This is a genomic window from Streptococcus oralis, assembly GCF_003943825.1.
GTDB lineage: Bacteria > Bacillota > Bacilli > Lactobacillales > Streptococcaceae > Streptococcus > Streptococcus oralis_CD.
Genome location: NZ_RJNJ01000001.1, coordinates 346,482 through 371,802, shown reverse-complemented (window position 1 = coordinate 371,802; position 25,321 = coordinate 346,482). Strand labels below are relative to the sequence as shown.

Here is a 25,321-nt window from a genome sequence, read left to right as displayed (position 1 = left end):
TCCTTATCCTTATGACTAGTCTTAACCTTCTCATAAACATGTTCTGTGTCGCCGTTTGGAAGTTTCTTCGTCTCTACGAAGCGGTAGCCTGGAATATCCTTCTTAGGTTGTTCACCGTCTTCGGTTGGATGTCCTGGAATTTCATTGCCTTCCTTATCCTTATGACTGGTCTTAACCTTCTCATAAACATGTTCTGTGTCGCCGTTTGGAAGTTTCTTCGTCTCTACGAAGCGGTANCCTGGAATATCTTTCTTAGGTTGTTGGCCGTCTTCGGTTGGATAACCTGGAATTTCATTGCCTTCCTTATCCTTGTGACTAGTCTTAACCTTCTCATAAACGTGTTCTGTGTCGCCGTTTGGAAGTTTCTTCGTCTCTACGAAGCGGTAGCCTGGAATATCTTTCTTAGGTTGTTCACCGTCCTCGGTTGGGTGGCCTGGAATGTCGTTCCCTTCCTTATCCTTATGACTGGTCTTAACCTTCTCATAAACGTGTTCTGTGTCGCCATTTGGAAGTTTCTTGGTCTCTACGAAACGGTAACCTGGAATATCTTTCTTGGGTTGTTGGCCGTCTTCGGTTGGATGTCCTGGAATGTCGTTCCCTTCCTTATCCTTATGACTAGTCTTAACCTTCTCATAAACGTGTTCTGTGTCGCCATTTGGAAGTTTCTTAGTCTCTACGAAGCGGTAACCTGGAATATCCTTCTTAGGTTGTTCACCGTCTTCGGTTGGATGTCCTGGAATTTCGTTGCCTTCCTTATCCTTGTGACTGGTCTTAACCTTCTCATAAACGTGCTCTGTGTCGCCATTTGGAAGTTTCTTAGTCTCTACGAAGCGGTAACCTGGAATATCCTTCTTCGGTTGTTCGCCGTCTTCGCTTGGATAACCTGGAATGTCATTGCCTTCCTTATCCTTGTGACTGGTCTTAACCTTCTCATAAACATGTTCTGTGTCGCCGTTTGGAAGTTTCTTCGTCTCTACGAAGCGGTAACCTGGAATATCTTTCTTAGGTTGTTCGCCGTCTTCGCTTGGAATTAATGTATTCCCCTTAGTATCTACAAATGAAGTAATTGGACGGACAGTCGGAGTGTATTTTGCAGTTATTTCTGTTCCGTTCTTATCAACTCGTTTGACTGTAACTCCTGAAGCCTTCCCAACAAAGTCTTTTTCTGGTGTGAAAGTTACCACACCATTTTCATCAATGGTATAAGTTCCTTCTCCCGGAACAACTTTCTTAGTTGTGCCATCATCAAAGGTTGGTTTAACATTTTCATCAATTTCAACAGTCTTCTCTACACCGTTTACTTCAACTTTACCACCAGTAAAAGTTGGTGTACCGTTTTGTGTTTGTCCTTTAGGTCCTTCAGATTCATCATCTGTAGAAGTTGGTTTAACAGGTATTACAGTTGGAGTATACGTCGCTGTAGCAGTTGCTGTAATATCCGTATCATTAGCATCTTTTCCTAATTTTGCAGTAAGTGAAACTGTGACAGGTGTTGCTGTACCTGTAAATGTCTTCAATGGAACAAAGGTTACTCTGCCTGTTTCATTATCAATTGAGTAGGTACCCTGACCATCAATTGTTAGAGTATCAACAAATCCACCTGTTTTTGGATCTACTAACTTAGCAGGCGAAGAAGCACTTGGTTTTACTGGTGATCCATCTCCAACAGATGTAAAGGTTGGAGTTTCTTTTTGAGTAGCACCTTGAATATCAGTCGAAGTCACATTATGTCCTTCAATCGTATCAGTTACTGTAATATGGTAGGTTGTTGTAGCGGTTGATGAATCAACTCCATGATCAATTCCCGACTCAGTTCCACCGATTGTTGCTTCAGTAGTATAATTTCCATTACTATCAATAACATCAATCTTAACAGTATATACTCCTACTTCATTTAAGCTATATCCACTAGCAATATTATAGTTATTTGCATCTTGTTTGGTATCAAATACTTTTTGAACTCCTGAAGGCGATGTTACTGTGATTCTAGTGATATAGGTAGTTTTTCCATATTTAGTATCTTCAGAGTCTGAGATGCTTACTGCAGCTTTTGCTTCATTACGAAGGTCAACAGCTGTACCTTTTGTTGAAGTATAATCTTGTGAAGTTGCTGTTGGTTTTGTATTTACTACAGTTGCCACATCCGTATTTGTGGCAATAGTCCCTCTAATAATACCACCAAATCCTGACTTAGTATGAACTTCCCAAGAGTCATTTTCAAGCTTAGTAGCAGTCACTTCAGTTCCATCAGATGACGCCCAGGTATTTGAATGTTTATTGTAAGTGACAGTTACTGACATTCCATCTCCTACCTGATTAGTATTCTTAGAAACATAAATCGTTTCTGGGCGAGTTGGCGTTTCTACACTTGTCACTTTTCCAGCACTATCCAGCTGTCGAATGTACTCGTAGATATAAAATTTCATACCACCGTCTTGCTGAGCTTCTGTGTACACTTGACGTTTAGTCCATCTTATCGTACCATCACCATTCAGTGTTTTACTTTCAGCATAGTCGCCAGGTAGCTCCCAGTGTCCGGTAGCCTTATTAAAAGTAGCAGTATGTTTTTGCCCATCCGTTCCATTTAACTCAACTTGTTCACGTAAGAAAGTTCCCTTAACATTTTCAACAGATGCTTCCACTTTAATATTGTCCACACCAACTTTGGCAGTTGCCTCTGATGTCACAGGAATATTAAAGACTGTATCGGAATCTACAATACCTAATTCTTGATTTTCAGAAACAGCTGTGTTGGTTGAGGCACTGTCTACGAGCCATTTGCCATTAACTGCTTTTAGATTGGTTACAGTACCATCAGGCATTGTTACCTTAGCACTTGATGCACCTTTAGAAATTTTAACTGGTACAACTGTTGAGTAAGTTTCAACGTTTTGAACCTCAACCTTAGGTTTCACGACTAATGTTACAGTAGCATGTGCTTCTTGTCCAGATTGGTTCCAGACATTATTATTAGCCAATTTATCATAATCTTTTGCAAATACGGAGACTGTGTAAATTCCTGCTTCAGTTAATTTTCCAGAAATGATTCCTCTCCCCATATTCGTTTGATCAGCAGCTTGCTCATCAGAAGTACTGTTTGCAACACTATAGCTAGTACCTGGAATTAGGACTTTAGAATCATCTAATTGTTCACCAATGGTGTTATATCCTGAAACTCCTGTCACTGCTCTAGAAAATCTTTGAGGCACTCTTACAACTTTTCCTTCAACCGTCGTGTAGTTATAAGTTCCTCGACTATTTGCTGGTGTTGCACTAGCACCTGATTCGTCATAGAATTGAATGTTTACATTAGCATCATCACCTACTTTACGATCATAACGCTCAGAGTCTGACTTTATTTTAGGAGGCGTGCTATCTTGCCACCCGACCCAACCAGCACGAAGATTCTGAATTTGGAAAGTTACCGTTCGACCATCTGTATTGGTCGCAGTAATATTAAATCGTAAATCATAAACTCCATTTTCAATATCCGCTATAACTTTTCCTTGAATTGTGTCTGTTTCTGAATCGTATGTCAATCCCGGCACAAGGTTAGTTGGGGTTACAGAAGTTAAACTCCAACCAGCTTGCTTAGCTTTTTCTGTAACTGCAATACGATCTTTCAAACCTTTAATATAAACTCTGTCAACTCCTTGTTCATACCCATAGCCATAAATTTCTGTAGCTAGGTATTCATAACCACCGTTAGCAGAGTATATTGACGTCGCAGCGTTTGAAATTCTTGACCCATCCGCACGGAGTTTATTTCTCCAAAGTGGTGCTTCTTCTGCTAATTTTTTAGCGGCATCAGGAGTTAATGGATAATCTACACGTCCTTTGTTGTTATGACCAGTCTTTCCACCTTGTTCCGTATGCATCCCGTTTCCAGCATTTGTATCATTGCCAACTCGCTGATTAGAATAGACTTCTATCTCTAACCCTGTAGCATCAGTACCTGTAATTAATTTAATTTCTTGTACTGGAATCGTATAGGTATCCTTACCTGTATGATTTGCAGCGTTTGTTTCCGATGCATGAGTTGTGTTAGAACCCTCTTCAGCATAGAAATCTTGAGCAGCCAAAGCGACTCCAAAGTTTCCATCTTTTCCGATTCCTGCTTTCTTCAAATCATTGTAGACAGCAAGAATAGATTCATTTAAGCGAGACAATTGATCATTGATTTGTTTAGCTGTAAGGGCATCATCCGCTAAGACTTTTTTAGTTTCTGCAATAACTTCCTTATTATTAGCTATCGCCGCCTCAATTGCCGCTTTGTTTTCAGCCTCAAGCTTATTTTTCCGGACTGCTTCAGTTGCTAAAACATTGGTTACCTCAGCTTCAGACGTAACTTGTTCTAAGACTTTTTTACCTTCTTGGACTGGTTCGACAGTTTCTTTTGTTTCTTCTACTTTTTCTGTAGATTCCGTTATTTTCTCAACTTCGACAGACTCAGCAAATACCGTAATTAAATCTTTAATCTTAGCAAGTTCAGTATCCACTTCCTCTTGCTCAACTATCTCTTTTGAGATGACAGATTTCGCAGAATCTAATAGTTCTTTAGCAGATGATAATACTATGTCATCTATATTCTTTGCTGTTTTTACTTTCTCTTCAAGTTCTGTAATTTTTTTAACTAAATCCGTTTTATCAACCGTCTTAAGGGCAACTTCTTTTTCTTTTTCTATCGAAGTTTCTGGTTTTTCTGTTTCCGTAAAAGATTCCGTATTCAATGTCGATGTTGAAACAAGCGTAGTATCTGCTCCTTGAAGTTCCATCGCTGATACTGCTCCATTGCCCAAAAACATCAAACCTGCTGAAATTGCTACTGATGCTACTCCTAAACTATACTTTCGAATCCCGTATCGAATGTATTTCTCCGTTCTAAAACCCTGTTGCTTACTCTTCATAAGATACACAACCTCCCTATTTTTATTATGTCGATATTGAAATATAGAAAAACAAAATTTCTTTCTCTCCTTAAAAAGGCTTTTAAATTTTGATATTTCAAAAGGATTATATCCTCATATTCAATATGCATATTCATTCTAACATTTTCTGTTCTCTTTTTCAATATTTTTAATAATTTTATTTTAGAAAAATACAAAAATAATTTAATGGTAAATACTTTAAAAAACCAATATTCATGTAGGTTTACAGCGTGTAAATTCACGGAATCATTTATCTTAAAATTAAATAAAATACACTTTAATGTATCAATTTATTTTTTAAAGTCTTGTAGAAGTTAAATTTTCCCCTCCCTTACATTGTTATAACAAAAAATTTTCTATAAGAAGTGCACAAATTTAACAGTATATTTCTTAGCCATTATTTATAGATTATCATGAAGATTTGACTTAGAGGCCTAGAACCTAAACCTTGACGAGAGATTCTTTTTTTGTTAAAATGTAACAAACATTATTACATCTACTATAAGATAAATCCATGAAAGGAATTCTACTATGAAATCATTAAAAGGTATTTTATTTATCGGACTTAGTATGCTTCTGACTATCCTAGCTTGGCTCAGTTCAGGTGCTAGTCAGTTTCTAATCCCTGGTTTAGCTCTCACTACCCTCTCACTTACTTTTATACTAGCTAGCCGTTTACCCTTACTTGAAACTTGGTTTAACGGACTTGAAAAAATGTATCTAGCTCATAAATTCACCGCTTTTCTATCCATTCTCCTACTAACCCTACACAACTTTAGCATGGGCGGTCTCTGGGGTTCGCATTTAGCCGCCCAGTTTGGAAATATCGCTATCTATATCTTTATCAGCATCGTTCTGGTTGCCTATCTGGGACAATATATCCAGTATGAAGCATGGAGATGGATTCATCGATTGGTTTATCTAGCCTATATCTTTGGCCTTTTTCATGTTTTGATGATCATGGGAAATCGTCTCCTCTCCTTTAGTTTCCTAGGTCTTATCTTTGGAATCTATGCTCTTTTAGGCTTGCTTGCAGGTTTTTATATTATTTTCCTTTATCAAAAGGTCGGTTTCACCTATCTTGGAAAAATCGTAGGAATCAAACGCCTCAATCACGATACAACTGAAATTGAAATAGAACTCAGTCACCCTTTCACCTACGAATATGGACAATTTGCCTTTCTAAAAATTTTCCAAAAAGGTTTTGAGACTGCTCCACACCCTTTCTCCATCTCTGGAGGGCAAGGACGAACTCTTTATTTTACGATAAAAAACTCTGGTGACCACACCAAGAATATCTATGACAATCTTCAAGTTGGTAGCAAGGTTGCAGTTGATCGCGCCTATGGACATATGACTATGGAACATGGTCCAAAGCAGCAAATCTGGATTGCAGGTGGAATTGGAATGACACCTTTCATCTCTTATATCCGAGAACACCCTATCCTAGACAGGAACGTCCGCTTCTACTATAGTTTCCGTGGAGAGGAAAATGCTGTCTACCTAGATCTACTTCGTGACTACGCCCGTCAAAATGCTAACTTTGACCTGCAGCTGGTCGATAGCAATGAAAAAGGATACCTGACTTTGGATCAAGAAGAAATCCCTGACCAGACTACAGTCTATATGTGTGGACCTCTTCCTATGATGAAGGCCCTTGCCAAGCAAATCAAGAAAAAGAATCCCAAAACAAAACTCATTTACGAAGGTTTCAAGTTTAAATAAGATCATTGTCCCTCTAACACAAAAGAGGGACTTTCTTTTCACTTTATTTCCATCTTCTGTGCTATACTTAGTTTAGTACATTCTTTGAGATTGGAGCCAGTATGAAAATCCATAAAACCGTGAATCCCGTTGCTTATGAAAACACTTATTATCTGGAAGGAGAACAACACCTGATTGTGGTTGACCCAGGTAGCCATTGGGAAGCTATTCGCAAGACTATCGAAAAAATCAACAAACCAGTCTGCGCGATTCTCCTGACCCACACCCACTACGACCATATTATGAGTCTGGACTTGGTTCGTGAAACTTTTGGAAATCCTCCCGTTTATGTAGCAGAGAGTGAAGCATCTTGGCTTTATACTCCAGTCGATAATCTCTCTGGTCTCCCTCGTCACGATGATATGGCAGATGTGGTCGCAAAACCAGCAGAGCACACCTTCGTCTTTCATGAGGAATACCAGCTTGAGGAATTTCGTTTTACAGTTCTACCAACTCCAGGACACTCTATCGGCGGCGTTTCTATCGTCTTTCCTGATGCTCATCTAGTCTTGACCGGAGATGCCCTATTCCGAGAAACCATCGGACGGACAGACCTTCCTACAGGTAGCACGGAACAGCTCCTCCATAGCATTCAGACGCAACTCTTTACTCTTCCTAACTACGATGTCTATCCTGGACATGGTCCAGCTACGACTATCGCTCACGAAAAGACCTTTAATCCCTTTTTCTAACAAGCAAAAAACCAAGGATAATCTCCTTGGTTTTTGTCTTACCAAATAATCACACGGTCCTCTGGTGAACGCCACATGCCGTCGCCTTCTTTGACATCATAGGTTGTAAAGAAGTCATCGAAGTTAGGTACTTGCACATTGACACGGAGTTTAGCAGGCGCGTGCACATCGACACTGGCCATAAGTTTCATCAACTCAGGACGGCCTTTCATGCGCCAGATACGAGCAAAGTTGTGGAAGAATTCTTCAGCAGAGAAGTCTGGTTCTCTCTTAGCAGCTTCAAGGGCTGCAGCGATTCCTCCCAAGTCAGCCACGTTTTCTGATACCGTCAATTTACCGTTGATGGTTGCACCATAAGAATCCTGTCCATCAAACTGGTCGATAACTTTTTGTGTTTTCTCCTTGAAGGCAGCATAGTCGCTCTCTGTCCACCAATCCTTGAGGCTACCATTTTCATCAAAGGAAGCTCCGTTGGTATCAAAAGCGTGGGAAATTTCATGGGCAATAACCGCACCAATACCACCGTAGTTAGCAGAAGATGACTGATGCAAGTCATAGAAAGGTGCCTGTAAGATAGCTGCTGGGAAGACAATCAGGTTCTTCTGTGGATTGTAGTAGGCATTGACCATATGAGCAGGCATACCCCATTCCTTGTAGTCGACAGGCTGATTCCACTTGCTCCAACTGTGCTTGATTTCCACACGCGCAAAGGCTAAAGCATTGTCAAAAAGACTGACAGTCTCATCCACTACCTTGTCCTTGTAGCGTTCTGGCAATTCTTCTGGGTAACCAATATAAGGCTTGATGACATTGAGTTTGACGATGGCCTTGTCACGAGTTTCAGGAGTTAGCCAGTCATTCTTGGCCAAACGCTCCTTATAGACATCAATCATGGTTGCTACTTTTTTCTCCACGTCCGCTTTGGCTTCTGGAGAGAATTTTTCATGGGCATACCAGAGCCCCAAGGCTTGTTTGAATGGACCTTGTGCTAACTGGTAGGCTGCCTTAACCTTGTCTTTGGCTTCTGGAACTCCAGAAAGCGCACGGCTATAGGCACCTGACAAGACACGGATTTCTTCTGTTAAATAGCTGGTTGACAGATTGACAACACTCAAAATCAAGGTTGCCTTGAGGAGAGGCCAGGCTTCTTCACTATAGAATTGCTCTGCTGCTTGCCAGAAACGTTCCTCGTCTACGATCACCTTGTCTGGTACTTGTCCAAGAACGGCTTGGAAGAAGTCATCCAAAGGTAGGGCAGGCGCGAATTTTTTGAAATCTTCATAAGAATATGGATGGTAGAGTTTAGCATATTCTGAACTTTCTTCATTAGAAAGCACCACTGCTGCAATTCGGCGGTCCAATTCTAGTCTTTTCTCAAGCAAGTCTTCAATTTCTTCATCAGAGAAATCATAAGCCTTGAGGAGATTTGCGCTAGTTTCTTTCCAAAGAGTCAAGAGTTCCTCTCGCTGAGGATGGTCTTCTGCATAGTAGGTCGTGTCTGGCAGAATTGTGCTTGGAGCACTGGCCCATAGAACATTGATTCTGGCATCCATAAAGTCTGGCGATACACCAAAAGGAAGAAAGTTTGGTTTTCCTGCAAGCTCAAACTCTGCTAGTTTAGCTGTAAAATCTGCAAAAGTCTCCAATTCTTGGAATTCTTTAAGAAGAGGCAAAACAGGTGTAATACCGTCAGCTTCTCTCTTGTCAAAATCACGAACTAGGCGGTGGTATTTGACAAAGTTTGCCAAGATAGCATCCTCAGGCACCTCTTCACCTGCCAACCACTTGTCTGTTGTCGCCAGCATCAAGTCTTCAATTTCCTGGTCTAAATCAACAAAACCTCCAGTTTGAGACTTATCTGCTGGAATTTCAGCTGTCTTCTGCCATTCTCCATTGATTGCATCATAAAAATCATCTTGATAACGTGTCATCTTGTTCTCGCTTTCATTTGTACTTGTTTTTAGCTTAACAAAAATTACCTGGGAATGCAATTAAAAATGAACTTTCCTTTTCTATCATTTTTCAGTTATTATTTTAATTTTTTCAAAAATTAACTTGACTTAATTTTTTTTTTAAGGTATATTAAGAGGCAGGAGGAATACAAGTTTATGATACGTATCGAAAACCTCAGCGTCTCCTACAAAGAAACGTTGGCACTTAAGGATATTTCACTAGCGCTCCATGGACCAACAATTACCGGTATCATTGGTCCAAACGGTGCTGGGAAATCAACATTATTAAAAGGGATGCTGGGAATCATCCCACATCAAGGTCAGGCATTTCTCGATGACAAGGAAGTTAAAAAATCCTTACACCGAATCGCCTATGTCGAACAAAAAATCAATATCGACTACAACTTTCCCATCAAGGTCAAGGAATGTGTCTCGTTAGGACTCTTTCCCTCTATCCCTCTCTTTCGAAGTTTAAAGGCTAAACATTGGAAGAAAGTGCAAGAAGCCCTTGAAATCGTCGGTCTAGCTGACTATGCTGAACGGCAAATCAGTCAACTGTCTGGAGGTCAATTCCAGCGGGTCTTGATTGCCAGATGTTTGGTACAGGAAGCCGACTATATCCTCTTGGATGAACCCTTTGTTGGGATTGACTCTGTCAGTGAGGAAATCATCATGAATACGCTGAGAGATCTGAAAAAAGCTGGGAAGACGGTTCTCATCGTCCACCACGACCTCAGCAAGGTTCCCCACTACTTCGATCAAGTCTTGCTTGTCAATCGAGAAGTGATTGCCTTTGGTCCAACCAAAGAAACCTTTACCGAAGCCAATCTCAAAGAAGCTTACGGTAATCGACTCTTTTTCAATGGAGGTGACCTATGATTGCAGAATTTATCGATGGATTGCAAAAATTCCATTTCTTACAAAATGCCTTGATAACAGCCATTGTCGTCGGGGTCGTAGCTGGAGCTGTAGGATGTTTCATCATCCTACGCGGGATGTCACTCATGGGAGATGCCATTTCACATGCTGTCTTACCAGGGGTAGCCCTCTCCTTTATCTTAGGCCTTGACTTCTTTATCGGAGCCATTGTCTTTGGATTGCTAGCTGCCATCATCATTACCTACATCAAGGGAAACTCGATTATCAAAAGCGATACCGCCATCGGCATTACCTTTTCTTCTTTCTTAGCCCTCGGTATCATCTTGATTAGTGTCGCTAAAAGTTCAACTGACCTTTTCCATATCCTTTTTGGTAATATCCTAGCCGTCCAAGATACGGATATGTTTATTACTATGGGTGTTGGGGCAGTCATTCTCTTGTTAATCTGGATTTTCTTCAAGCAACTCTTGATAACTTCCTTTGATGAACTCTTGGCCAAAGCCATGGGAATGCCTGTCAATTTCTATCACTACCTTCTCATGGTACTCCTGACTCTCGTGTCTGTGACAGCCATGCAAAGTGTCGGAACTATCCTGATTGTAGCCATGCTGATTACCCCAGCTGCAACTGCTTATCTGTATGCTAATAGCCTGAAAAGCATGATTTTCCTTTCCTCAACCTTTGGAGCTACTGCTTCGGTTTTGGGACTCTTTATCGGCTATAGCTTTAACGTTGCGGCAGGTTCTAGTATCGTGCTTACAGCTGCTAGTTTCTTTCTCATTAGCTTCTTTATCGCTCCAAAACAACGATATTTGAAACTGAAAAATAAACATTTGTTAAAATAAGGGGCAAAACCCCAATAAATTGGAGGATCTAATGAAAAAATTAGGTACATTACTCGTTCTCTTTCTTTCCGTCATTGCTCTTGTAGCATGTGCAAGTGGAAAAAAAGATGCAGCTTCTGGTCAAAAACTAAAAGTTGTTGCTACAAACTCAATCATCGCTGATATTACTAAAAATATTGCTGGTGACAAGATTGATCTTCACAGTATCGTTCCTGTTGGCCAAGACCCACACGAATACGAACCACTCCCTGAAGACGTTAAGAAAACTTCTCAAGCTGATTTGATTTTCTATAACGGTATCAACCTTGAAACAGGTGGCAATGCTTGGTTTACAAAATTGGTAGAAAATGCTAAGAAAACTGAAAACAAAGACTACTTTGCAGTCAGCGAAGGCGTTGATGTTATCTACCTTGAAGGTCAAAACGAAAAAGGCAAAGAAGATCCACACGCTTGGCTTAACCTTGAAAACGGGATTATTTTTGCTAAGAATATCGCAAAACAATTGAGCGCTAAAGACCCTAGCAACAAGGAATTCTACGAAAAAAATCTCAAAGAATATACTGATAAGCTAGACAAACTTGACAAGGAAGCTAAAGAGAAATTTAACAACATCCCTGCTGAGAAGAAATTGATCGTAACCAGCGAAGGATGCTTCAAATACTTCTCTAAAGCCTACGGTGTCCCAAGTGCCTATATCTGGGAAATCAACACTGAAGAAGAAGGAACTCCTGAACAAATCAAAACCTTGGTTGAAAAACTTCGCCAAACAAAAGTTCCATCCCTCTTTGTTGAATCAAGTGTCGATGACCGTCCAATGAAGACTGTTTCACAAGACACAAACATCCCAATCTACGCACAAATCTTTACTGACTCAATCGCTGAAGAAGGCAAAGAAGGCGACAGCTACTACAGCATGATGAAATACAACCTTGACAAGATCGCTGAAGGTTTGTCTAAGTAATCCATTAAAAAACGTCGTTCTCACATGAACGGTCGTTTTTTTCTCTTTTAATTTCCAGTCAAATCATTGGAAAAATCTGACAATTCTCGGTAAAATAAAAGAAAAAAGAATGGAGTAGTTTCATGACCACTTTTCTCGGAAATCCTGTAACTTTTACAGGTAAACAACTGCAAGTCGGAGACAAGGCACTTGACTTTTCTCTTACGACAACCGATCTCTCTAAAAAAACGCTAGCTGACTTTGATGGAAAGAAAAAAGTCTTGAGTGTTGTCCCTTCTATCGATACTGGTATCTGCTCAACGCAAACACGTCGATTCAACCAAGAACTAGCTAACCTCGACAATACCGTCGTCCTTACTGTTTCTATGGACCTACCATTTGCCCAAGGACGCTGGTGTGGGGCTGAAGGCCTTGACAATGCCATCATGCTTTCAGACTATTTTGACCATTCTTTCGGGCGTGATTATGCCCTCTTGATCAACGAATGGCATCTCCTTGCACGTGCTGTCTTTGTTCTCGATACTGACAATGTCGTCCGTTACGTGGAATACGTTGACAACATTAACACGGAACCAGACTTTGAAGCTGCCATTGCTGCAGTGAAAGAACTGGACTAAAATCAAAGCCATTAGGGCAGAAAGCTAGAGAAATCTAGCTTTTTTTGGTATACTAGATGGAGAGAAAAGACAAGAGGAAACGAATGACGCCAAATAAAGAAGACTACCTAAAATGTATTTATGAAATCGGTACGGAGATGCAGAAAATCACCAATAAGGAAATTGCTACCCGTATGCAAGTCTCTCCACCTGCTGTAACAGAGATGATCAAACGCATGAAAAGTGAAAATCTCATCCTCAAGGATAAGGAGAACGGCTATCTATTGACAGATATTGGCCTCAAACTGGTCTCTGAGCTCTATCGTAAACACCGTTTGATTGAAGTCTTTCTAGTTCACCATCTAGACTATACTAGCGATCAAATCCACGAAGAAGCTGAGGTCCTAGAACACACAGTCTCTGACCTATTTGTAGAGAGACTGGATAAACTCCTGGGCTTCCCTAAAACCTGTCCCCACGGAGGAACCATCCCAGCCAAGGGAGAGCTCTTGGTTGAAATCAACAACTTACCACTGGCAGACGTCCAAGAAGCTGGAACCTATCTCCTGACTCGCGTTCATGATAGTTTTGAACTACTCAAATATCTAGAAAAGCATGAAATCCATATCGGTGACCAAGTCAAAGTCAAGCAGTTTGATAATTTTTCCAATACCTTTACACTGGTCAACAAAGGTGAAGACCTCCAAGTTAGCATCGATATCGCCAAACAACTCTATGTCGAAAAAATCAACTAAGCCCTTATTCCTAAAAGAAATTCCTTTCAGGGATTTTTTATTATTTTGCTTGTAAGTCCAATTCATTTGGTGTAGAATGAAGCTAGATAAAAGAGGGAGGTCTTCCTATGAAAAAGCTCTTTAGAATCCATTTTGCAGCCATTGCACTCTGCGATTTGCTACTATTAGCAATTTTTATCTCCAAAACCGATCTCTCTGTAGACTGGCTCCTGCTCTCTGGTTTTATTTTCATCCTTGCTCAGGGACTACTGCTATTTCGCTTGGTCAACCGACTCAAACATCATTTCGTTGAGATTTATCCCCAGATGAACAAAAAAATTCGCTTCTACTATTTAGGGGTTCTCACCATTGATTTTCTATTATTTGTCCTTTTAGCCTTCACTAGTTCTCAACGATTTTCCTCTCTTATGCCAATCGTCACTGGTTGTCATTCTACTTTATATTATATGACGGCTGCCCACCTAAGAGAAAACTATTCAGACTTTTGCGACAAACACATCTCTTTCTGGGAGTGTCTATAAACAAAAACCAAGCCAGCTGGCTTGGTTTTCTTATCTATTTTTAGTATCAAGAATGATGGTGACTGGTCCATCATTGACCAGCTCCACCTGCATATCCGCTCCAAAAATACCTGTCTGAACAGGGACTTCCTGAGCTAGCTTTTGGTTTAAAGCCTCATAGAATGCAGCTGCCATATCCGGCTTGGCGGCACCTGTAAAAGCTGGACGATTACCTTTCTTGGTATCTGCAAAGAGGGTAAACTGGGAAATAGAAAGGATTTCTCCTTCAATATCCTTGACAGACAGATTCATCTTGCCTTCTGCATCAGAAAAAATCCGCATGTTGACGAGCTTTCTCACAGCATAGTCCAGATCTTCCTCTTGGTCCTCTGGGCCAACACCGACCAGTAATAAGAGTCCCTGATTGATTTTCCCATGAACCTGACCTTCGATACTGACTTGGGCTTTCTTGACTCGTTGAATGATGATTTTCATAATAGCCTTTCTGCTAACTGAAGAGAGAATTAGCCGTTGGTCCGTTTGACAGAGTAAACCTCTGGCACACTCTTAATCTTGTCCACGACTGTGGTCAGTGTAGAGAGGTTGGAAATACCAAATGAGACATGGATATTAGCAAATTTCATATCCTTAGTTGGTTGAGCATTAACGGTTGAGATATTCTTGGTCGTGTTTGAGAGAACTTGTAAAACATCATTTAAGAGCCCTGTACGGTTGAGACCATAGATATCGATGTGGGCGGTGTATTCCTTGCTTGAGAATTGATCTTCCCACTCCACATCAAGGAGACGTTGCTCATAGTTTTCTTGGGCACGGAGATTCATACAGTCCACACGGTGAATAGCTACACCTCGTCCCTTAGTAATGTAACCGACAATGTCGTCACCCGGCACTGGATTGCAACACTTGGCAATACGAACGAGGAGACCTGAAGCACCTTCAATGACCACACCACCCTCATGCTTGACCTTGAGCGTTTCTTTATTTTCGACCTTAACTTCGCCACCTTTGACAAGCTCTTCTGCTTCCGCCTTGGCCTTAGCGCGTTCTTCCTCACGACGTTCCTTTTCGGTCAAGCGGTTAAAGACCGTAATAGCGCCAATTTCTCCAAAACCAATGGCTGCGTAGAGAGCCTCCTCTGTCTTGTAGCTGGTCTTTTGAAGGACCTCGTCCATATGACGCTTGTCCATAAACTTATTGGCTACATAGCCGTTTTCTTGGAACTGGGCCATCAACATTTCACGACCCTTGTTAACGGATAATTCCTTGTCTTGATTTTTAAAGAACTGACGAATCTTGTTGCGCGCCTTGCTGGTCTTGACCATGTTGAGCCAGTCACGACTCGGACCAAAGGAGTTGGGGTTGGTGATAATTTCAACCTGATCCCCTGTCTTGAGCTTGGTTGTCAGTGGAACCATACGGCCATTGACCTTGGCACCAGTCGCTTTTTCACCGACTTTAGTATGGATCTCATAGGCAAAGTCAATCGGTCCTGAATCTTTTGGTAGGGAGCGAACCGCACCATCAGGAGTAAAGACGTAAATCTCCTCCGCCAGATAGTTTTCTTTAACAGAGTCCACAAATTCCTTTGCATCATCAGCCTGGTCTTGGAGCTCCATCATCTCCTTGATCCAGTTCATTCCAATAGCAGATTCCTTGCTGTTGACCTGCCCTTTAATGCCTTTCTTATAAGCCCAGTGAGCTGCTACCCCGTACTCAGCCACTTCGTGCATTTCCTTGGTCCGAATCTGGAATTCAATCGGCCCTTTTGGTCCATAAACGGTCGTATGGATAGACTGATATCCATTGGCCTTACGATTGGCGATATAGTCTTTGAAGCGGCCTGGCATAGGTTTCCAAAGTTCATGAACATAACCCAGCATAGCATAGACATCACTCTGGGTATCTAAGATACAGCGAATGGCAATCAGGTCATAAATTTCCTCAAAGCGTTTCTTCTTATCCTGCATCTTGCGGTAGATCGAATAGATATGCTTAGGACGACCATAGATTTTCCCTTTGAGATTGCGTTCGGTAGCGTACTCTTCCAACTTGGTTACAACTTCGTCGACCAGAGCCTCACGTTCTCTGCGTTTTTCCTTCATCATGTGGGTTATCTTGTAAAACTCAGTTGGATTGAGGTAACGGAAAGATAGATCTTCCAACTCCCACTTGACACTGGAAATCCCTAGACGATGAGCAAGTGGTGCGTAAATTTCCATGGTTTCTCTGGAAATCCGTTCTTGCTTGTCCTTTCGCAGGTGTTTGAGAGTCCGCATATTGTGCAAACGGTCCGATAATTTAACCAAGATAACACGGATATCCTCAGACATGGCCATAAGCATTTTGCGGTGATTTTCAGCCAATTGTTCCTCAAGTGATTTGTACTCAACCTTACCAAGCTTGGTCACCCCATCAACGATAATTCGAACATCATGACCGAACTCTCTCTCCAGATCATCCAGTGTCGCATCTGTATCCTCAACCACGTCATGCAAAAAACCACAGGCAACGGTTACGGCATCCAGTTTGAGCTTAGCCAAAATTCCTGCTACCTGAATGGGATGGATAATATAGGGCTCACCTGATTTCCGAAACTGCCCACTATGACAATCAACTGCGTAAATCAATGCTTTTTGGACAAAAGCAACGTCTTCCTTTGTTAAATATTCTTTCGTTAAAGCGACTACCTGATCGCCCGTCAAATTCACTTCTTTCGGCATCTATACTCTCCAATCCTTCCTACCATTTTATCACTTTTTTAAGGATATGAAAACTAGAAAAGCTCTGTTTTTATGCCAATACCAATCATTAAAAAACACTGCCAGATTTCTCTAGCAGTGTTTTGACATTTCATTTGCTTAGTAGACTGTTTTTTCAGTTTCTACATCGAAGAAGTGTGCTTTGTTCAAGTCAAATCCAAGTTCAACTGTTGCACCTGTTTGCAAGTAGTCACGAGCATCCACTTTTGCAACAAATTCGTCTTTACCAACTTGGCAGTAAAGGTGAGATTCTGAACCAAGCAATTCTGATACAGAGATAGTTGCTTTAACAACTGATTCTGGGAATGTTTCAAGGAAAGCAGGTTCTGCATTCACATCTTCTGGACGGATACCGAAGATCAATTCTTTTCCTTCGTAGCCTTTGTCACGAAGAACTTTCAAAGCACCTTCTGGAACTTTCAAGCGGAAACCGTCAGAAACAATTTCGCTACCAACTAATTTTACATTGATGAAGTTCATAGCTGGGCTTCCGATAAATCCTGCAACGAACTTGTTAACTGGGTTTTTGTAAACTTCTTGAGGGGTACCGATTTGTTCAACACGTCCGATAGTACCTGTACCAGCAGGGTTCTTAGTAGCTGACATGATAACGATACGGTCTGCAAGAGTCATCGCTTCTGTTTGGTCGTGGGTTACGTAGATAGTTGTAGCTCCGATACGACGGTGGATTTTCGCGATTTCAGCACGCATGGATACACGAAGTTTGGCATCCAAGTTTGACAAAGGTTCGTCCATCAAGAATACTTTTGCATCACGGACGATGGCACGACCCATGGCAACACGTTGACGTTGACCACCAGAAAGGTCAGCAGGTTTACGATCCAAGAACTCTTTCAAGCCAAGGATTGCTGCAGCTTCTTGCACACGTTTGTCGATATCTTCCTTGCTGTATTTACGCAATTTCAAACCGAAAGCCATGTTGTCATAAACAGTCATGTGTGGGTAAAGAGCGTAGTTTTGGAATACCATGGCGATGTCACGGTCTTTTGGAGCTACGTCGTTGACAACCACACCATCGATAGATGCAGTACCTTCAGTAATGTCTTCAAGACCAGCAATCATACGAAGAGTTGTTGACTTACCACATCCTGAAGGACCTACGAAAACGATAAATTCCTTGTCTTTGATGTCCAAGTTGAAGTCTTCAACTGAGTAGTGTTCGCTGTTTGGATATTTTTTGTAAATGTTTTTAAGATTTAATTCTACCATGGAAGGTGAACTCCTTTTATTTTTTGATAGCTTTATTATAGATGAAAACGCTTTACTTTTCTATGGCAAGGTGACCAAAAAAATAAAAAAGTTCTGTGCAACTTGCACAAAACTTTAAAGAATATCTGGTAAAATCAACTGATAACACAAGGTCAAGTCGGTCAATTCCTTCAACTGTAGCCCTGTCAATTCTTCCCATTTGTCAATCTTGTATTGGAGAGAATTGCGGTGCAGATAGAGTTGCTGGGCCGTTTTAGTTAGGACAGCACTGTTTTCCCAGAGAGAAAGGATAATTTCCTGAATCTGATCCTGATCCAAAATCATCTGATGCAGGTATTCTTTAATGACTCTCAGTTCCACAAGTCTTTCCCCCATACTCCATAGATAGAGCTGTGAAAAGGTGTGTACACCTTGGTGACCTTGGCGCCACCAAGCTTTAAACAAATCCCGCTCCGCTTTGATTAAGTCTGATAGGGCTTGAGGGCCTGTCTGAGACCAAACCTGGCCTAACATGATAGACAGACGAAGGCCAAAGTCATACTCAACCGCTTCAATCATATCAGATAAGATTGAGCGAACAGAGCTATATTTATCTTGTTGAAGAACAAATACATAATCCTGAGCCCCAACCTGTAGCACTGTCTGGCAGTTGGGAAAAAGAGTCCGCATCATGTCTAGCCAAGAGGATAGATTTTCCTGTTGGTAATAGGATAGATGGCAATAAACCAGCTGAATTTTTTTAAATGTTTGCGGTGCCTGCCCCTTCCCCTCGATCAGATAGGGATACCAAGGATTGAGCGAACGAGCCTGCTCCTGCTGGGTCAAAAGGGCAATTAACTGCTTTTCACGTTCGCTGAGCCCAGCTTCCTCCAGTAAAATCCACTGCTGAGAAGCTAAAGGGAGAGTAAGATAGCCTGGTTTCTCTACTGGCTGATCTGAAATCTGAGCCTCTGGAAACCAGTCTTGTAGTTCTTTTGCAATCATATCCTAGCCCTCCACTTTTTGGATGCACCAAGAAATTATGGTCTCTAGACGCTCCAGATTTTCAGTCAGATGGAGATAGCCCATGACTGCTTCAAAACCTGTAGACATGCGGTAAGTCACCACATCAGCATTTTTAGCCTTTGTGTGGCTATTGGTATTGCGACCACGTTTATAGATTTCTTCTTCTTTTTCCGTCAGGACTTGCTCCTCCAACATGAGGGCAATCAAGCGAGCCTGAGCCTTGGCTGAGACATACTTAGTCGCCTCTTGGTGGAGTTTGTTGGGTTTGGTCATGCCTTTAAGGATGAGATGGCGACGGATATACATGGAGTAAACTGCATCTCCTTCAAAAGCTAGCGCAATCCCGTTAATGAGATTGACATCAATCACGAGTCCACCTCACTCCATCCTTGGTATCAAGGAGCTTAATTCCTTGAGTCGCTAATTGGTCACGGATTTGGTCTGCTGTCGCAAAGTCACGATTGGCACGCGCTTCTTGACGTTTTTGGATCAAAGCTTCAATCTCTGCATCCAAAACTTCCTCAACAAAGACAATCCCAAAGACCTCCAACATATCCGCAAGAGCTTCCTTAACACTTGCATCATAGTTTCCTGAGTTGATCCATTTGGCCATTTCAAAGACAACTGTGATACCGTTGGCGGAGTTGAAATCCTCATCCATAGCGGCAACAAACTTGTCTTTAAAAGCTTGTAACTCTTGGGTATCCACGTTTCCTGTAAATGGTTGTTCGTAAGTGTTCTTCAGATATTTGAGATTAGTTTCGGCGTCTCGCACTGCTTTTTCGGTAAAGTTGATAGGCTTACGGTAATGCTGAGTCGCAAAGAAGAAACGCAACACTTGCCCATCGAGGGTTTTGAGGGCATCGTGTACGGTTATAAAGTTGCCCAAGGACTTAGACATCTTAACATTGTCGATATTGACAAAGCCATTGTGCATCCAGTAGTTAGCAAAAGTCTTGCCTGTTTTTGCTTCTGACTGGGCAATTTCGTTGGTATGGTGAGGAAACTCCAAATCAGCTCCACCACCGTGGATATCAATGGTATCTCCCAAAATCTCTGTCGACATGACTGAACATTCAATATGCCAACCCGGACGACCAGGTCCCCAAGGGCTATCCCAGGAAATCTCGCCTGGCTTTGCAGCTTTCCAAAGGGCAAAGTCTACAGGATTTTCCTTGCGAGCCGTTTCTTCATCGGTACGACCTGAAGCACCCAGCTCCAAATCTTCCAAGGTTTTATTGGCCAATTTAGCATAGTTGTGAGATTTTTCCACGCGGAAGTAAACATCTCCTTGACTCTCGTAAGCATAACCTTTTTCAATCAAGACTTCCACAAAACGAATGATGCCCGCCATAAACTCCACCACACGCGGATGGCGAGTCGCAGGTTTCACGCCCAAAGCTGTCACATCCTCACGAAAGGCAGCGATGTACTTGTCCGCAACCTCCAGAGGCGTGATACCTTCTTCCTTGGCACGGTTGATAATCTTATCGTCTACATCTGTAAAGTTGGAAATATAGGCAACTTCGTAGCCACGGTATTCGAAATAACGACGAATGGTATCAAAAGCCACCGTCGAACGGGCATTCCCTACGTGAATATAGTTGTATACCGTTGGCCCACAGACATACATGCGAACCTTTCCTTCTTCGATTGGGACAAATTCTCGCAAATCACGAGACATGGTGTCGTAAATTTTAATCATGCGGTCCACTCCCTTCTCTATTTCTGACTTTTTCGGCTGAAAACCAGCTCTGCAAAAGGGCCAAATTGTCTGAGGCTATCCAGTTGGTAAAAGCGCTGCCCTTCCTCTTGGGTAAAGAGGGGAACCCCCTTTCCTAGGATAAGGGGCGCTATCTGAATAATGAGGTGATCGAAAAGATCCGCATCCAAGAGCGGTCCTACCAAGGAATTACCACCAATCACAAAGACATTTTTGCCTTTGTCAATCTGGCGAACAAAGTCCACCACATCCCCAGCTACTGGCTGGTAATTGCTGACAGGCAGGTGCCTATCATGCGTAAAGACATAATTTTCCGTAGCTTGATAAAAACTTTCTACATCTTGCAAATCTTGGATTTCCTCAAAGGTCCGCTTGCCCATGATGGTGATATCCATTTGCCTGTAAAAGTCATCATAGCCTGTATCCTCTACAGAACCAAGCTGATGCAGCCAGTCTATCCTGTGCTGGCTGTCTGCCAAGTAGCCATCCATGGTGATACAGCCGTAAAAATATACTGCCATTCTTGTAGTTACCTTTCTAGTTCCTTGGCTATTGTCAAAGCGATATTGAAAAAAGTTATGGCATCAGCTGTCCGCTCTTCATGGCGGGCATCCCAGGTTCTGTTATGATGATCCACATAGTCAGCTGTGTAGAAGAACTGAAAGACTTTACTCTTGCGAAATTGACTCCAAGCCATGATAGCTGAAGCTTCCATGTCCACCACTTGAGCTCCAGCAGCCAAGCGACGCTTGACCTTATCAGGCGTTTCCCGATAAAAGGCATCAGTCGTCCAAGCCTTGGTGCGGATATGCTCGATATTGTGCTTGTCAAAGATGGCTTCCAGCTCAATCAGCAGAGACTCGTCATAGGCGACTTCGTCACCCGGTGGGGCATAGTGATAGCTAGTTCCTTCATCTCGCAATGCAGCTGCAGGCAGGATAATTTTATCCGCCTCAATTGAGCGGTCCAAAACGCCACAGGAACCTAAAATGATGAAATTTTTGAAGCCTCTGGCCGCCAACTCCTCCAGCTGGCCGACTATCATGGGAGCCCCAATTGGAGCCAACATAACTGCTAGCTTGCTAGGTCCTTGGCCATAAATATACCATGGATGATGGCCGTTTATGCTTTTCAAATAGCCTCCCGGATAGACATCTTCTGACTCAATCAAACGTTTCAGAATTTCGCCATTAAAGGACAGAATGATGGTTTCGCATACCTCTCCCTTGTCATGGACTGGCTTTTCAGTTGGCTCAATAACTGCTGCTACATCTTCAAATTCCTCTAATAGCATAACTTCTCTTTCTTTAAGGCTCCAGCAAATCCGCCTTCATTTTATTTAGACGGCGCAGTTTGGTCTCATCTTTTTTGGCTTCACTGATATAATGAGCCCATTCACGCTGGTGGCTAGGTGGCAGTTTAATAAAGCGCTCCTTAGCAAGACCATCCAAGCGTTCTTGCAACTCAAGAACTGCCTGGTTCAAAATTGCATCTGATAAATCTGACATAGTTCTTACCTCCTGTCATACTTCACCTCGATAACTTTGCTACCCTATCCTACAGACTTGATGAATGGTGACTAGCTTCTCTAGCCTGCTCTAGTTTATTGACGTAGTACTCGCGTTTTTCTTCGACTTCGTGGATCGTTGGTTCATCCTTCTGTCCATGAACTCGGACGATCTTAGCCGGAATACCGACAACCGTTACATCACTAGGTACGTCTGCCACGACTACTGCAGCTGCACCAACCTTGGCATTTTCACCGATTTCTACCGGTCCGATAACTTGGGCATGGGCCGATATGAGAGCTCCTTTACGCACAGTCGGATGGCGTTTGCCAACATCCTTCCCTGTTCCACCAAGAGTCACTCCGTGATAGAGAAGAACGCCTTTTTCAACAATCGCCGTCTCTCCAATCACCAAGCCAGAACCATGGTCGATAAAGACACCTGATTCTATCTGAGCACCCGGATGAATCTCAATCTGGGTCCAAAAGCGCCAAAACTGACTGTGCATCCGAGCTAGGAGTTTGAAGCCGTGCTTCCATAGAAAATGCGAGAGACGGTGGGCAGCTAAGGCCTTAACACCTGGATAAGTCAGCAAAACCTCCAAAGTGGTGCGGGCCGCTGGATCATTTTCTTTCACGATATCAATGGTTTCGCGCCACCATCCCATACATTTCTCCTTTTCTTATTCTGAATCTTTTGGTGTTTCTGTAAATTCTTTCTTAGGTTTGTGGTCCTTGTGATGACGTGGACGGTGAGGTCTCTCAGACTTTTCGCCTTTTTCATCATGCTCAGGTTTTGGTGGACGAGGAAGAAGAGCTTTCATAGAGGCATCGATACGGCCTTTTTCATCAATCTTGATAACCTTAACGTCGACTTCATCACCGATAGCTACCAAGTCTTCGACACGGTTGGTACGAGTCCAAGCCATTTCCGAAATGTGAACGAGGGCGTCTGTCTTGTCAAAGAGGTTAACAAAGGCACCAAATTTCTCGATACGAACAACCTTAGCATGGTAAACTTCATCTACTTTAGCCTCACGAACCAAGCCAGCAATGATTTCTTTGGTACGGTTAATAGCATCTTGGTCGCTAGAGTAGATAGACACATTACCTTCTTCGTCGATATCAATCTTAACGCCTGTCTCAGCGATAATCTTGTCAATGGTTTCTCCACCTTTACCGATGACGATCTTAATCTTGTCCACATCAATCTTGATGGTATCAATTTTCGGTGCAGTTGGAGCCAATTCTGGACGAACTTCTGGAATGGTTGCTTCAATCACATCAAGGATTTCAAAACGGGCTTTCTTGGCTTGAGCAAGGGCCTCAGTCAAGATTTCTGCAGTAATCCCTTGGATCTTGATATCCATTTGAAGGGCTGTAATCCCCTCACGAGTACCTGCCACCTTAAAGTCCATGTCTCCAAAGTGGTCTTCCAAACCTTGGATATCTGTCAATACTGTATAGTTATTTCCATCTGAGATGAGACCCATGGCAATCCCTGCTACTGGCGCCTTGATTGGCACACCACCAGCCATAAGGGCAAGCGTTCCCGCACAGATAGAAGCTTGAGAAGAAGAACCATTTGATTCCAAGACTTCTGCTACCAAGCGGATAGCGTATGGAAATTCTTCCAAACTTGGCAAAACTTGAGCAAGGGCACGCTCACCGAGAGCACCGTGACCAATTTCACGACGACCAGGCGCACCGTAACGGCCTGTTTCCCCTACAGAGTATTGAGGGAAGTTATAGTGGTGCATAAAGCGTTTCTTGTACTCTGGATCCAAACCATCGATGATTTGAGTTTCTCCCATCGGAGCCAAGGTCAAAACTGAAAGGGCTTGAGTTTGTCCTCGAGTAAAGAGACCAGAACCATGTACACGAGGAAGATAGTCAACCTGCGCATCTAAAGGACGGATTTCATCGACTTTACGACCGTCAGGACGCACCTTGTCTTCTGTGATCAAACGACGCACTTCAGCGTGTTCCATTTGTTCCAAGATTTCAGCCACATCACGCATAATACGGTCAAATTCTTCGTGGTCTGCATATTTTTCTTCGTAAACAGCAGTCACTTGGTCTTTAACTGCTTGAGTTGCAGCTTCACGAGCCAATTTTTCTTCTACTTGGACCGCTTTTTGGAGGTCGCTGTTGTAGGCTGCGATGATTTCAGCCTGCAAGTCAGCATCTACATGAAGCAATTCCACCTCTGCTTTTTCTTTACCGACTGCCGCAACGATTTCTTCTTGGAAGGCAATCAATTCTTTGACTGCTTCGTGACCTTTCAGGAGGGCTTCCAACATGATTTCTTCTGACAATTCTTTGGCACCAGACTCAACCATGTTGATAGCGTGTTTGGTCCCAGCTACTGTCAATTCAAGAAGCGAACGCTCTGCCTGTTCTTGAGTAGGGTTGATAATGATTTGGCCATCAACATAACCCACTTGTACCCCAGCAATAGGTCCGTCAAACGGGATATCTGAGATAGAAAGCGCCAAGGATGAACCAAACATAGCCGCCATTGGAGCAGAGGCATTTTCATCATAAGAGAGCACTGTGTTGATTACTTGCACTTCGTTACGGAAACCTTCCGCAAACATAGGGCGGATTGGACGGTCAATCAAACGCGCTGTCAAAGTCGCATCTGTTGAAGGACGTCCTTCACGTTTCATAAAGCCACCAGGAAACTTCCCAGCCGCATACATTTTTTCTTCGTAGTTGACTTGGAGTGGGAAAAAATCCCCAGTTGCCATTTTCTTAGACATAACGGCCGCAGTCAAGACAGTTGACTCACCATAACGCACGACAACAGCGCCATTTGCTTGCTTAGCAACCTGACCAGTCTCTACGATTAACTCACGACCCGCAAAAGTCGTTTGAAATACTTGTTTTGTCATTTTAATCCCCTTTGGATTGATGAAATTATACGCCTTGCCTACAAAGATCAAGATACCAAGGACGTCAAAAGCAAAGTAAAAATAGGAAACTGGCGAAGTCTTCGATGAAGACAAGACAGTTTATCTTTTTTACACAGCTTTTCGGCCGGGTTCAATTACTCATGATAGCATAAATTGACGCAGTGTGCGATGCACACCTGGAAATCTATCTTTTTCACTAGGGATTTAGTCCGTGTTCAACTACCTAAATACCTTGAAAAGTTTAAAAATATTATTCTTTAGCATTTGTATCTTTTATAGCATAGCA

21 protein-coding genes are annotated in these 25,321 nt (G+C 42.4%); 8 read left to right on the top strand and 13 right to left on the bottom strand.

The genetic code is table 11. The features are described from left to right. The coding region (locus D8863_RS01700; protein ID WP_125440900.1) for a YSIRK-type signal peptide-containing protein at positions 1 to 4,907 on the bottom strand (4,907 nt) is incomplete at its 3' end. Between the two features lie 552 nt (positions 4,908 to 5,459). Here D8863_RS01700 and D8863_RS01695 point away from each other — a divergent pair. Then, positions 5,460 to 6,653: a ferredoxin reductase family protein gene (locus D8863_RS01695; protein WP_084943827.1), complete on the top strand. Its 1,194-nt coding sequence runs from the start codon at positions 5,460 to 5,462 to the stop codon at positions 6,651 to 6,653. Positions 6,654 to 6,754: 101 nt separating this feature from the next. After that, positions 6,755 to 7,384: an MBL fold metallo-hydrolase gene (locus D8863_RS01690; protein WP_125440899.1), complete on the top strand. Its 630-nt coding sequence runs from the start codon at positions 6,755 to 6,757 to the stop codon at positions 7,382 to 7,384. 38 nt (positions 7,385 to 7,422) lie between these two features. Here D8863_RS01690 and pepO read toward each other — a convergent pair whose 3' ends face one another. Next, on the bottom strand, positions 7,423 to 9,315 hold the full coding sequence (gene pepO, locus D8863_RS01685) for an endopeptidase PepO (protein ID WP_125440898.1): 1,893 nt from the start codon (positions 9,313 to 9,315) through the stop codon (positions 7,423 to 7,425). A gap of 177 nt (positions 9,316 to 9,492) precedes the next feature. Here pepO and D8863_RS01680 point away from each other — a divergent pair, with 177 nt between their 5' ends. The 6 genes from D8863_RS01680 to D8863_RS01655 all read left to right on the top strand — a co-directional run bounded on the left by D8863_RS01680 (position 9,493) and on the right by D8863_RS01655 (position 13,893). After that, positions 9,493 to 10,215, top strand: coding sequence for a metal ABC transporter ATP-binding protein (locus D8863_RS01680; protein ID WP_125440897.1), 723 nt, complete (start codon positions 9,493 to 9,495; stop codon positions 10,213 to 10,215). Next, entirely contained in the window at positions 10,212 to 11,060 is an 849-nt protein-coding gene (locus tag D8863_RS01675; RefSeq protein ID WP_000559787.1) for a metal ABC transporter permease, read from the top strand. Before D8863_RS01680 ends, D8863_RS01675 begins: the two co-directional genes overlap by 4 nt. A gap of 31 nt (positions 11,061 to 11,091) precedes the next feature. Beyond that, positions 11,092 to 12,021, top strand: a complete 930-nt coding sequence (gene psaA / locus D8863_RS01670; RefSeq protein WP_125440896.1) for a metal ABC transporter substrate-binding lipoprotein/adhesin PsaA — start codon at positions 11,092 to 11,094, stop codon at positions 12,019 to 12,021. A gap of 122 nt (positions 12,022 to 12,143) precedes the next feature. Next, the gene (gene tpx, locus D8863_RS01665) at positions 12,144 to 12,638 is read left to right on the top strand and encodes a thiol peroxidase (RefSeq protein ID WP_125440895.1); all 495 of its coding nucleotides are present in this window, start codon (positions 12,144 to 12,146) and stop codon (positions 12,636 to 12,638) included. An 83-nt stretch (positions 12,639 to 12,721) separates the two neighbouring features. Continuing rightward, positions 12,722 to 13,372, top strand: a complete 651-nt coding sequence (locus D8863_RS01660; protein WP_125440894.1) for a metal-dependent transcriptional regulator — start codon at positions 12,722 to 12,724, stop codon at positions 13,370 to 13,372. A 107-nt stretch (positions 13,373 to 13,479) separates the two neighbouring features. After that, positions 13,480 to 13,893 (top strand): hypothetical protein, encoded by a 414-nt coding sequence (locus D8863_RS01655; RefSeq protein ID WP_125440893.1) that lies wholly within the window; start codon positions 13,480 to 13,482, stop codon positions 13,891 to 13,893. A gap of 30 nt (positions 13,894 to 13,923) precedes the next feature. Here the strand turns inward: D8863_RS01655 and dtd are convergent, their stop codons facing one another. The 11 genes from dtd to pnp form a co-directional block, all read right to left on the bottom strand. Beyond that, positions 13,924 to 14,367 carry a D-aminoacyl-tRNA deacylase gene (gene dtd / locus D8863_RS01650; RefSeq protein ID WP_125440892.1) on the bottom strand — a complete coding sequence of 148 codons (444 nt, stop codon included), beginning with the start codon at positions 14,365 to 14,367 and terminating at the stop codon, positions 13,924 to 13,926. A gap of 29 nt (positions 14,368 to 14,396) precedes the next feature. Beyond that, the gene (locus tag D8863_RS01645) at positions 14,397 to 16,613 is read right to left on the bottom strand and encodes a RelA/SpoT family protein (RefSeq protein WP_001123776.1); all 2,217 of its coding nucleotides are present in this window, start codon (positions 16,611 to 16,613) and stop codon (positions 14,397 to 14,399) included. Between the two features lie 138 nt (positions 16,614 to 16,751). Further along, positions 16,752 to 17,882, bottom strand: a complete 1,131-nt coding sequence (locus D8863_RS01640) for an ABC transporter ATP-binding protein (RefSeq protein ID WP_000229944.1) — start codon at positions 17,880 to 17,882, stop codon at positions 16,752 to 16,754. Between the two features lie 114 nt (positions 17,883 to 17,996). After that, the gene (locus tag D8863_RS01635) at positions 17,997 to 18,866 is read right to left on the bottom strand and encodes a helix-turn-helix domain-containing protein (RefSeq protein WP_125440891.1); all 870 of its coding nucleotides are present in this window, start codon (positions 18,864 to 18,866) and stop codon (positions 17,997 to 17,999) included. A 3-nt stretch (positions 18,867 to 18,869) separates the two neighbouring features. Next, the gene (locus D8863_RS01630) at positions 18,870 to 19,256 is read right to left on the bottom strand and encodes a Mini-ribonuclease 3 (protein WP_000567909.1); all 387 of its coding nucleotides are present in this window, start codon (positions 19,254 to 19,256) and stop codon (positions 18,870 to 18,872) included. After that, positions 19,249 to 20,592, bottom strand: a complete 1,344-nt coding sequence (gene cysS / locus D8863_RS01625; RefSeq protein ID WP_125440890.1) for a cysteine--tRNA ligase — start codon at positions 20,590 to 20,592, stop codon at positions 19,249 to 19,251. The genes D8863_RS01630 and cysS overlap by 8 nt, the downstream gene beginning before the upstream one ends. A 17-nt stretch (positions 20,593 to 20,609) precedes the next feature. After that, complete coding sequence (locus D8863_RS01620; RefSeq protein ID WP_000301981.1) at positions 20,610 to 21,131, bottom strand: dihydrofolate reductase family protein; 522 nt, start codon at positions 21,129 to 21,131, stop codon at positions 20,610 to 20,612. Between the two features lie 8 nt (positions 21,132 to 21,139). Beyond that, positions 21,140 to 21,904, bottom strand: a complete 765-nt coding sequence (locus D8863_RS01615) for a nucleoside phosphorylase (protein WP_125440889.1) — start codon at positions 21,902 to 21,904, stop codon at positions 21,140 to 21,142. Positions 21,905 to 21,917: 13 nt separating this feature from the next. Next, positions 21,918 to 22,118 carry a YdeI/OmpD-associated family protein gene (locus D8863_RS01610; RefSeq protein ID WP_002882686.1) on the bottom strand — a complete coding sequence of 67 codons (201 nt, stop codon included), beginning with the start codon at positions 22,116 to 22,118 and terminating at the stop codon, positions 21,918 to 21,920. A gap of 49 nt (positions 22,119 to 22,167) precedes the next feature. Next, positions 22,168 to 22,785, bottom strand: coding sequence for a serine O-acetyltransferase (gene cysE / locus D8863_RS01605; RefSeq protein ID WP_125440888.1), 618 nt, complete (start codon positions 22,783 to 22,785; stop codon positions 22,168 to 22,170). Between the two features lie 15 nt (positions 22,786 to 22,800). Next, positions 22,801 to 25,014 (bottom strand): polyribonucleotide nucleotidyltransferase, encoded by a 2,214-nt coding sequence (pnp, locus tag D8863_RS01600; protein WP_125440887.1) that lies wholly within the window; start codon positions 25,012 to 25,014, stop codon positions 22,801 to 22,803. Positions 25,015 to 25,321 lie beyond the last annotated feature (307 nt).